Annotated in this window: 1 rRNA gene; it reads right to left on the bottom strand. The window is 51.3% G+C overall.

Annotated elements, in window-relative coordinates:
* Window positions 1-232: ribosomal RNA gene (locus tag KNO68_RS14890) — 23S ribosomal RNA — on the bottom strand; the annotation flags it as partial.
* Window positions 233-421 lie beyond the last annotated feature (189 nt).

Here is a 421-nt window from a genome sequence, read left to right as displayed (position 1 = left end):
ATTTTCTTTCTCTTCCTCCGGGTACTTAGATGTTTCAGTTCCCCGGGTATGCCTCACGCCACGCTATGTATTCACGTGGGTGTCCCGCCGGTCTCCCGGCGGTGGGTTCCCCCATTCGGAGATCTCTGGATCGATGTGTACTTACCACTCCCCAGAGCATTTCGCTGTTCGTCGCGTCCTTCATCGGCTCCTAGTGCCAAGGCATCCACCGTACGCCCTTTCTACCTTGATCTAGCGTCTAAGACACACGGTCCATTATGGACCATATGTGAAATTGGTTTTTGATGTCTTGATGAATCTTCAGTTTTCAAGGAACAATCGAGGGACGAACCCTCAAAACTGAACGATGGGCAATGCCACATGGGCATTTTCCTTAGAAAGGAGGTGATCCAGCCGCACCTTCCGATACGGCTACCTTGTT

The organism is Exiguobacterium sp. s75, assembly GCF_018617145.1.
GTDB classification, from domain to species: Bacteria; Bacillota; Bacilli; order Exiguobacteriales; family Exiguobacteriaceae; genus Exiguobacterium; species Exiguobacterium profundum.
This window is presented reverse-complemented; position numbering and strand designations above follow the sequence as displayed.